The organism is Mesorhizobium sp. M0598, from assembly GCF_040320865.1.
In the GTDB taxonomy this organism is placed as follows: Bacteria; Pseudomonadota; Alphaproteobacteria; order Rhizobiales; family Rhizobiaceae; genus Mesorhizobium.
Genome location: NZ_JAMYQL010000005.1, coordinates 305,277 through 314,297 on the forward strand (window position 1 = coordinate 305,277; position 9,021 = coordinate 314,297).

Here is a 9,021-nt window from a genome sequence, read left to right on the forward strand (position 1 = left end):
CGGAATGGCCGGCTTATAGATAAATCGGCTCAATTCGTCCAGCCGCGCCATTGCTGCCGGCACGCAAGGGTTTCAAGATCCGAAAATCGGCAGGCTTCGGCAAACCTTTCATCCCTCAAGATCGGATTTCAGCCGGTCGAGGATGCTGATCGCGTGCGTGGCATATTGACTGATCCAGCGGTCGTGGATGTGCTTGATCGGCAGCGCGTTGAGATGGTTCCAGCGTTCGCGCCCCTCGCGCCGCGCCACGACCAGGTCGGCCTCCTCCAGCACCTTCAGGTGCAGCATGACCGTGCAGCGGTCCATGTCTGGGAAGGCATCGCACAACATGCCGGTGGTCTGCGGCGCATCCTTCAGCCGGTCCAGCAACGCACGCCGGCGCGGATGCGCCAGCGCCTTGAAAACATTGTCGTCTCGCGATTGGCTTGACATGTTATATTTCTATAACATATCCTTGAGCCATTCAAGGAAGGAGCTGTGGATATGTCTCTTGGATTCAGGGTTTCTGGCCGCATCGGCAAACCCGTCGCCGAAGTCTTCGATGCTGTCGTCAATCCGAAGAAGCTCAGCGGCTATTTCACCACCATCGGCGGCGCCAGCGCACTGCTGGAGGCGGGCGCCACCGTCATCTGGTGGGGCAAGGTTCCGGTCGAGGTCGACGAGGTGAAGAAAGACAGCCGCATCGTGCTGCGCTGGGATGCCACCGACGCCGACGGCAAGCCGACCTACAAGACCCGCATCGAAATGAATTTCGAACCGCTCGACGATGGCGGCACCTTTGTCACCATCGCCGAAACCGGCTGGCACGAGGACGCGGTCGGCCTGAAGAAATCCTACCTCAATTGCGAGGGCTGGTCGCAGATGCTGGCCTGCATGAAGGCCTATGTCGAATACGGCATCAATCTGCGCGACGGCTATTACCGCAGCGAGATGAAGGGCGAGCCGGCTAACGAGAACAACATCTGAGAGCAATGGAGTAAGAATGACCGCGAAGATCACCGGCGGCATCAACATCGCGATGAAGGTCCCGCCACATCAATACCAGGCAACGATCGCCTTCTATCGCGACGTCATCGGCCTGAAGCCATTCACGGCCAAATCGCCGGCCATCGGGTTCGAACTCGGTCCCAATCGACTGTGGATCGACGAGGCGCCGATGATGAGCCAGGCCGAGATCTGGCTGGAACTGTTCACCGATGATTTTCCAGGCGCGGCGGAGCATCTCGCCGAGGCCGGCGTCGTGCGCTGCGATGCCATCGAGGCACTGGGTGAAGGCTTTCGCGGCGGCTGGATCACCAATCCGGCCAACATCATTCACCTCGTGCGCGAACCCGATGCCTGGTGAACAGGGCGGCGCCGTGGAAAGGAGGACGCTATGAAAATCCGTGAAACACCGACCGCCGAGGCCGGCATGCTGATAAGGCGGCCGGTCGCCGACGTATTCGAAGCCTTCGTCGATCCGGCGATCACGACGAAATTCTGGTTCACCTATGGCAGCGACAGGTTGGACAGCGGCAAGGAAATCAGTTGGGAATGGCGCATGTATGGCGTCTCGACGACGGTCAACGTCAGTGAGATCGTCGATAACAAGAAGATCGTCATGCAATGGAGCGATCCGCCGACCACGGTGGTGTTGACATTTACCGAGATGCCGGGCGCCACGACCTTTGTCGAGGTCCGCAATTTCGGCTTTGCCGGCAGCCCTGACGAGCAGGTCAAGCAGGCGATCGACTCGACCGATGGCTTTGCGCTGGTGCTCGCCGGCGCCAAGGCGTGGCTGGAGCAAGGCCTGACGCGTGGCCTGATCGGCGACCGTCATCCGAAGGGCGTTCCAGCAAATTAAGCAACGGCGAGCCAAGATCGGCTGGCAACAGACCGCGAATGCTCAGGAACGCCGCTTTTCCTGCTCTAGCACATGACGGCGGAGCACGCGGTTGATCTCCGTTTGATAGCCACCGCCTTCGACATGCTCCTTGAACCAGGACAGCACATCAGCGTCAAGCCGAATGGTCACCGGCTGCTTTAGTGGCCGGTAGAGGTGCCCTCGGCGAGCATGAACCCAATTCTCGGCCGAAGTTTCCGGAATGTCGGACGTGTCAATTTCGCTGTCAGGCAAATCTGCCAAATTGGCGAGCTGGTTGCGCTGATCTTGGCTAAGTTCCTTCCTGCTCATAGCGCCTCCTTTCATGCGGCGTTGCTTTCCGGGCACCGACAATCCGAATTCGTTCCTCATCTTCGAGATCGGGATAAGTGTGAACAACGAGCAGTACCACCAGCCCTTGGATCATCCCGATCGCATGCCACCTTTGCTCGCCATCTTCAAACCGGTCAGGCACAATCAGATGAAGCGGATCCTTGAAGACATCTTTGGCGAGATCGAACTCAACACCATGCTTGGCACGGTTGCGCTTGGCCTTCTCGGGATTCCATTCAAATCGCAATATGGCGGCACCGTTATTTACAAAATTGTACGCACAATTCTGTAAGAGTCAAGTCAATGCCCGCCCCCGCCTTTTGCCTTCTTCCGCCGCCGCGCCAGCATGTTGAGCCCTTCGACCAGTGCCGAAAAACCCATGGCGGCGTAGATGTAGCCTTTCGGCACGTGGTAACCCATGCCGTCGGCGATCAGCGTCATGCCGATCATCAGCAGGAAGCCGAGGGCCAGCATGACGATGCTGGGGTTCCTGGCGATAAAGTCGGCCAGCGGCCCGGCCGCCAGCATCATCACGCTCACCGCCACGATCACCGCGATGTACATGATCGCGATTTCGTCGGTCATGCCGACGGCGGTGATGATCGAGTCGATCGAGAAGACGAGGTCGAGCAGCAATATCTGGAAAATCGCGCCGGCCAGCGAAAGCTGCAGCGTCTCGCCCATCATGGTGTCCTGGTGATCATCGAGATCGACCGTGTGGTGGATCTCCTTGGTCGCCTTCCAGACGAGAAACAGGCCGCCGGCGATCAGGATCAGGTCGCGCCATGAAAAGCCGTGGCCGAAGGCGGTGAATATCGGCGTCGTCAGTTGAACGATGATCGAGATGGTGGCCAGCAGGATCAGCCGCATCACCAGCGCGGCCGAGATGCCGAGCCGCCGGGCGCGGGCCCGCTGCGCTGCCGGCAATTTGTTGGTCAGGATCGAGATGAAGATCAGATTATCGATGCCGAGCACGACTTCCAGCACGATCAGCGTCAGCAGCGCGACCCATGCCGTCGGGTCGGAGACAAAGGCGAAATGCGGCGCCAGGAATTCGACTAGCTGCATGGAGGTCGTCCCCTCTACGATCTAGAGCAGTTTCGCCGGCAATTGGGTATTGCAAGCGTCTATATCAATGTCACGACCAGAAGGATGGAGCCGTTTCCTCCAGCCGCGGGCCGCGACGAAACGGCGCGATCCGTTCGGTCAGGCCGCTACGGTCGGAAATGTCGACGCCGACGCCGCACAATGTCGCCGGTCCGGTCGACGCCTCGAAGCGGCCTTTCGGCACCTTGGACAAGAACCGGTTGAGCGGCTCCTCCTTGTCCATGCCGAGCGAGGAATCGTAATCGCCGCACATGCCGGCATCGGAAATATAACCGGTGCCGCCATTGAGGATCTGGTGATCGCCGGTCGGCTGATGCGTATGGGTGCCGACAACAAGGCTGGCACGGCCGTCGACGAAATGAGCGAAGCACATTTTTTCCGAGGTTGCCTCGGCATGGAAATCGATGACGATCGCATCGGCCTGCTCGCCAAGCGGGCAAGCGGCAAGTTCGCGCTCGCCGGCCTGGAACGGATCGTCGAGCTCGGGATGCATGAACACCCGGCCCATGATGTTGGCCACCAGCACGCGCGCGCCGTTCCTGGCGATGTAGACGCCTGAGCCGCGCCCCGGCGTACCCTTGGGGAAATTGGACGGACGCAGGAAGCGCTCTTCGCGCGGCGCGAAAATCAGCGCATCGCGCTGGTCCCAGACATGGTTGCCGGTGGTGACGACATCGGCGCCGGCCGAGATCGTCTCGCGAAAAATCTCCTCGGTGATGCCGAAGCCACCAGCGGCGTTCTCGCCATTGACGATGACGAAGTCGAGCTTGAAATCCGAGATCAGGCCAGGCAGTTGTTCCCACACCGCCGTACGTCCTGTCTTGCCGACCATGTCGCCGAGGAAGAGAAGTCTCATATAAGCGTGATCCCGAACCGAAGGTCAGCGAAGCAAAAAGCTGCATGACTTTCGGAAAAGACCATGCGTCCAGGAACTTATCTACAATTTCGGCGCGAAGCGACGCAACCCGCTCTCGGTGAGTATTTCCGGAATGATCACGTCATGCGGCTCGTCAGGCACCACGGCCACCTCTTGGCAGTCGAAGGCAATGCCGATCAGCCGCGGCTGCTGCCCCTTGTCGACCAGCCGCGCGATCGCCCGGTCGTAATAGCCGGCGCCGTAGCCGATGCGGTGGCCGCGCGCATCGAAGGCGGCAAGCGGCACCAGCATCAGCTGGGGATCGAGCACCTCGGCTTCCTCGTGTGGCCCGACGGTGCCGAAGCCCATGTCGACCATCGGCGCGCCGCGCACCAGTTCGCGAAAGACGATGATGGTTTTGTCGAGAATGGCCGGCAGGCAGAGCCTTGCCCCCTTTTCGCGCAAGGCAAACATCAGCGGCCGGACGTCGACTTCCGAGCGCATCGGCCAGAAGCCTGAGACGATCTGGCCCGGCGCGACGGTGATCCGGTCGCGCGCCGTCTCGGCCATTTCGAGTGCTGCCTCCACCCGCCAGAACGGATCGAGCGCATCGCGGCGGCCGAGGGCTTCGTTGCGGAGATTCTTTTTCAGGTCTTTCGAGGAGTTCATGCGCCGACGGTAGAAATCAGATTTGGATGGAGTTTTACGAGCGACGTTTTGGAGGAGCGGGGCGAACTTTTCGTTCGTGAGAGCACCGCACAAAGCGGCGCGACGACAAGATCCGCCAGACATGGCCTTTTCGATAGGTGACGATCCACACAACCGGTGGAGAGAGCGATCCCGGGAACCTACAAAGTAGGTGGGCGCCGTATGAGAAAACCCACGGGTCTTCCCAGGGACAGCTCCCTAGGGATCATTAAGGCCCCGGGGAAAATGTTCTCCTGCCGGGAAGCGCAGACCGTCTCCGCCAATATAGGCAGACGGCAGACCAAGCGCCAGAGAGACGACATGTTTCGAGTCTTAAATCGACGCAGAACCGCTCGACGAGGGTCGCGCCGGCAAGATCCCCGCTTTGCCAGCAGCGCCTTGCACAGCGAAGGCCGCGTCCTTAGGGTCGCGCGATGAACCCGGGAGCAAAAATGCGTTTCGAAGGCACGGCAGCCTATGTTGCCGACAAGGATCTGATGGTGGCGGTCAACGCGGCGATCGCGCTGGAGCGGCCGTTGCTGGTCAAGGGCGAGCCCGGTACCGGCAAGACCGAACTTGCCCGCCAGGTGGCGGCGGCGCTCGGCCTGGATCTGATCGAATGGCACGTCAAATCGACCACGCGGGCGCAGCAGGGCCTCTATGAATATGATGCCGTCTCGCGCCTGCGCGACAGCCAGCTCGGCGACGAGCGCTTCAACGATATCCGCAATTACATCAAGCGCGGCAAGCTGTGGGACGCCTTTGCTGCCGGCAAGAAAGTCGTGCTTCTGATCGACGAGATCGACAAGGCCGATATCGAGTTCCCCAACGATCTGTTGCAGGAACTGGATCGGATGGAGTTCTTCGTCTACGAGACCGGCGAGACCATCCGTGCCACCGTCCGGCCGATCGTCATCATCACCTCCAACAACGAAAAAGAGCTGCCGGACGCCTTCCTGCGCCGCTGCTTCTTCCACTACATCCGCTTTCCCGACGTCGAGACGCTGCACAAAATCGTCGACGTGCACTATCCCGGCATCAAGCAGAACCTGGTGCGCGCCGCACTCACGCAATTCTATGAAATCCGTGACGTGCCGGGCCTCAGGAAGAAGCCGTCGACCTCCGAGGCACTCGACTGGATCCGCCTGCTGGTCGCCGACGAGATCGCGCCCGAGGACCTGCGCGCCGACCCGAAGAACGTGCTGCCCAAGCTGCACGGCGCCTTGCTGAAGAACGAACAGGACGTGCATCTGTTCGAGCGCCTGGCCTTCATGGCGAGACGGCAGGGATGAGGGGCCGGTCGGCCGGAAGCCCACGAAGTCACCGGACAGCGCTTTCCCGGTGCTGGACCGTTGCCTCTAGCCGGGCACGGAGGCAGCTTCAGGTTGCCGACTTCAGAGGGAAACGAAATGACCGAGATCACCGTCCGCCCATTGGCGCCATCTGACCACGCCGATTGGCGGCGTCTTTGGACCGCCTATCTCACCTTCTACGAAACCAAGCTGCCGGAAGAGGTTTACGTCGTCACCTGGAAGCGGCTGTTCACGGCGGGCGAGTTCGAGCCGAAAGGCTTCATCGCCACCCTCGACGGCAAGGCCGTCGGCCTGACGCACTATCTCTACCATCGCTCCTGCTGGTCGCAGATAAACAACTGCTATCTGCAGGACCTGTTCGCCGACCCCGATGTACGCGGCAAGGGCGTCGGCGCCGCCCTGATCGAAGCGGTCAAGCAGGAAGCCGGCAAGATCGGCGTCAAGAACGTCTACTGGATGACCCACGAAACCAACACCACCGCACGCAAGCTCTACGACCACGTGGCGCGCAGGACCGGCTTCATCGAATACGATCTGTTGTGATGAGAGCGGTTGAAATCCTGAGGACGAGCTGAATGATCTGCTATTTCGGAATTCTGGATAGCGCCAATGACGTCTGGGAGTGCGGGTGCCCGATCTTCCCGGCTGCCACGGCGGCGGCGCAAGCCCCGAGGAAGCAATCGCCGACGCGACGTCCGCCACGCGCGGATGGGTCGAAGCACGTATTGCAAAGCACTTACCCATGCCCAACCCAAGTGTGGTAGCGGATTTGCTGCGATCCGGCGAAATCGACAGTTCCGGGGGTGAATCCGCCGTGATTGTGAGGCACAGATAGCAATTGTTCATCCCCTTCTTCCTCGAATTGAAGGCAGCGCGGGTTCCGGTCTCGCTCCGCGAATATCTGTCGCTGCTGGAGGGGTTGGAAGCCGGGCTGGTCGACTATGATGTCGAGGGCTTTTACTATCTCGCCCGCGCCGCTCTGGTGAAGGACGAGCGCCACATCGACCGCTTCGACCAGGTCTTTTCGCACATCTTCAAAGGTGTCGAGGCGCTGGCCGGCGAAAACGCGGTCGATGTCGCAAACATCCCGGAGGAATGGCTGCGGAGGCTCGCTGAAAAGCACCTCTCCGACGAGGAAAAAAAACTTGTCGAGGCGCTGGGCGGCTTCGGAAAGCTGATGGAGACGCTGAAGAAGCGGTTGGAGGAGCAAAAGAGCCGGCATCAGGGCGGTTCGAAATGGATCGGCACCGGCGGCACCTCGCCCTTCGGCGCCTATGGCTACAATCCCGAAGGCGTGCGCATCGGCCAGCACGAAAGCCGCAACCGCCGCGCGGTAAAAGTCTGGGACAAACGCGAGTTCAGGAATTTCGATGACGCCGTCGAACTCGGCACCCGCAACATCAAGGTCGCGCTGAAGCGCTTGCGCCGCTGGGTGCGCGAAGGCGCCGAAGAGGAATTCGACCTGCCCGGCACTATCCACGCCACCGCCGAGCACGGTTATCTTGACGTTAAGACACAACCCGAACGTCGCAATGCCGTGAAGCTGCTGATGTTCTTCGATGTCGGCGGCTCGATGGACGACCATGTCAGGAGCGTCGAGGAGCTGTTTTCGGCCGCCCGCGCCGAGTTCCGCCAGCTCGAATATTTCTATTTCCACAACTGCCTCTACGAAGGCGTGTGGAAGGACAATCGCCGCCGCCATGCCGAGGTGATTCCGACCTTCGATCTCCTCCATAAATATGGCCCCGACTACAAGGTGATCGTCGTCGGCGACGCCTCGATGAGCCCCTATGAGATCGCCCATCCCGGCGGCTCGGTCGAGCACTGGAACCAGGAAGCCGGCGCCGTCTGGCTCGGCCGGCTGCTGCAGCAATGGCCGAACGCCATTTGGCTCAATCCGGAAGACGCGAAGAACTGGGGCTATACCCATTCGATTGCCATGATCCGCGATATCTTTGGCGGCCGCATGTTTCCGCTGACGCTCGCCGGCCTGGAAGCCGCGACGAAGCAACTTTCAAGGAAGCACTGAATGGATCCACGCAAAACAGGACGGTCGACCTGTTTCCTTTGCCTGCAGTGCGGTGTCCAGTTCGCGGCGACAGCGACGCCGCCGCGACATTGCCCGATCTGCGAGGACGAGCGGCAATATGTGCGCTGGGAGGGCCAGGCCTGGACCACGCCGGAAGAGCTCGCCGCCGGGCATCGGGTCGTGATCAAGGATGATGCCGGCGTGCTCGCCTTCGGCATCGAGCCGCGCTTCGCCATCGGCCAGCGGGCGTTGCTGGCGCAAACGCCGCACGGCAATGTGCTGTGGGACTGCATCTCGATGGTCAGCGACGAGGCGGTGGCGGAGATCAACCGCCGGGGCGGCCTGGCCGCCATCGCCATTTCGCACTGCCATTATTATTCGGCAATGGTCGAGTGGAGCGCGGCGTTTGGCGGCGTGCCGATTTATCTGCACGCCGATGATCGTCAGTGGATCATGCGGCCGCATCCGGCAATCATCAGCTGGGAAGGCGAGACGCGCGCCATAAACCCGTCGCTGACGCTCATCCGCTGCGGCGGCCACTTTGCCGGTGGCCAGGTGCTGCACTGGAAGCGCGACGGTGGCAGTGCCATTCTGGCCGGCGACATCCTGCAGGTGACGCCGACCCGTCGTCATGTCAGCTTCATGTACAGCTATCCGAACTATATCCCGCTCAACGCAACGAAAGTGCGCGGCATCAAGGCCGCGCTGGAGCCTTTCGCGTTCGACCATATCTACGGCGCATGGTGGAACCAGAACGTCATCGGAGATGCAAAGGCGGCATTTTCAGCATCGGTTGCGCGCTATCTCGCGGCCATCGCCTGAGGAATTCTTTGCA

14 protein-coding genes and 1 other RNA gene are annotated in these 9,021 nt (G+C 60.8%); 8 read left to right on the plus strand and 7 right to left on the minus strand.

Annotated features, from left to right (window positions below; translation table 11 throughout):
• Positions 1 to 108: 108 nt before the first annotated feature.
• Entirely contained in the window at positions 109 to 432 is a 324-nt protein-coding gene (locus NKI59_RS10230) for an ArsR/SmtB family transcription factor (protein ID WP_023678030.1), read from the minus strand.
• 51 nt (positions 433 to 483) lie between these two features.
• Here NKI59_RS10230 and NKI59_RS10235 point away from each other — a divergent pair, with 51 nt between their 5' ends.
• Genes NKI59_RS10235 through NKI59_RS10245 form a run of 3 tightly spaced genes read left to right on the plus strand, consistent with a single transcriptional unit; the run spans position 484 to position 1,843 of the window.
• Complete coding sequence (locus NKI59_RS10235) at positions 484 to 966, plus strand: SRPBCC domain-containing protein (protein WP_352450849.1); 483 nt, start codon at positions 484 to 486, stop codon at positions 964 to 966.
• A 16-nt stretch (positions 967 to 982) separates the two neighbouring features.
• The gene (locus NKI59_RS10240) at positions 983 to 1,345 is read left to right on the plus strand and encodes a VOC family protein (protein ID WP_352540322.1); all 363 of its coding nucleotides are present in this window, start codon (positions 983 to 985) and stop codon (positions 1,343 to 1,345) included.
• Positions 1,346 to 1,375: 30 nt separating this feature from the next.
• Positions 1,376 to 1,843 carry an SRPBCC family protein gene (locus tag NKI59_RS10245; RefSeq protein ID WP_352703910.1) on the plus strand — a complete coding sequence of 156 codons (468 nt, stop codon included), beginning with the start codon at positions 1,376 to 1,378 and terminating at the stop codon, positions 1,841 to 1,843.
• Positions 1,844 to 1,885: 42 nt separating this feature from the next.
• On the opposite strand, the gene NKI59_RS10250 is transcribed toward NKI59_RS10245, so the two are convergent.
• From NKI59_RS10250 to ssrS, 6 genes are all read right to left on the minus strand, one after another.
• A complete protein-coding gene (locus tag NKI59_RS10250) occupies positions 1,886 to 2,173 on the minus strand; it encodes a BrnA antitoxin family protein (RefSeq protein WP_352450852.1) in 288 nt (95 codons plus the stop codon).
• Positions 2,154 to 2,441, minus strand: coding sequence for a BrnT family toxin (locus NKI59_RS10255; RefSeq protein WP_352703912.1), 288 nt, complete (start codon positions 2,439 to 2,441; stop codon positions 2,154 to 2,156). Before NKI59_RS10255 ends, NKI59_RS10250 begins: the two co-directional genes overlap by 20 nt.
• A gap of 53 nt (positions 2,442 to 2,494) precedes the next feature.
• Positions 2,495 to 3,262, minus strand: coding sequence for a TerC family protein (locus NKI59_RS10260; protein ID WP_352703915.1), 768 nt, complete (start codon positions 3,260 to 3,262; stop codon positions 2,495 to 2,497).
• Between the two features lie 70 nt (positions 3,263 to 3,332).
• The gene (locus NKI59_RS10265) at positions 3,333 to 4,157 is read right to left on the minus strand and encodes a TIGR00282 family metallophosphoesterase (protein WP_023678036.1); all 825 of its coding nucleotides are present in this window, start codon (positions 4,155 to 4,157) and stop codon (positions 3,333 to 3,335) included.
• An 81-nt stretch (positions 4,158 to 4,238) separates the two neighbouring features.
• Entirely contained in the window at positions 4,239 to 4,826 is a 588-nt protein-coding gene (locus NKI59_RS10270) for a 5-formyltetrahydrofolate cyclo-ligase (protein WP_352703917.1), read from the minus strand.
• A 138-nt stretch (positions 4,827 to 4,964) separates the two neighbouring features.
• Positions 4,965 to 5,120, minus strand: a non-coding RNA gene (ssrS, locus tag NKI59_RS10275) — 6S RNA.
• Between the two features lie 176 nt (positions 5,121 to 5,296).
• On the opposite strand from ssrS, the gene NKI59_RS10280 reads away from it, so the two are divergent.
• The 5 genes from NKI59_RS10280 to NKI59_RS10300 all read left to right on the plus strand — a co-directional run bounded on the left by NKI59_RS10280 (position 5,297) and on the right by NKI59_RS10300 (position 9,008).
• On the plus strand, positions 5,297 to 6,136 hold the full coding sequence (locus NKI59_RS10280; protein WP_352703920.1) for an AAA family ATPase: 840 nt from the start codon (positions 5,297 to 5,299) through the stop codon (positions 6,134 to 6,136).
• 117 nt (positions 6,137 to 6,253) lie between these two features.
• Entirely contained in the window at positions 6,254 to 6,700 is a 447-nt protein-coding gene (locus NKI59_RS10285; RefSeq protein WP_352703922.1) for a GNAT family N-acetyltransferase, read from the plus strand.
• 85 nt (positions 6,701 to 6,785) lie between these two features.
• Positions 6,786 to 6,992: a type II toxin-antitoxin system HicB family antitoxin gene (locus NKI59_RS10290; protein ID WP_352703924.1), complete on the plus strand. Its 207-nt coding sequence runs from the start codon at positions 6,786 to 6,788 to the stop codon at positions 6,990 to 6,992.
• A 3-nt stretch (positions 6,993 to 6,995) separates the two neighbouring features.
• Positions 6,996 to 8,186 carry a vWA domain-containing protein gene (locus NKI59_RS10295; protein WP_352703926.1) on the plus strand — a complete coding sequence of 397 codons (1,191 nt, stop codon included), beginning with the start codon at positions 6,996 to 6,998 and terminating at the stop codon, positions 8,184 to 8,186.
• Positions 8,187 to 9,008, plus strand: a complete 822-nt coding sequence (locus NKI59_RS10300; protein WP_352703928.1) for an MBL fold metallo-hydrolase — start codon at positions 8,187 to 8,189, stop codon at positions 9,006 to 9,008. It abuts the gene before it with no gap.
• Positions 9,009 to 9,021 lie beyond the last annotated feature (13 nt).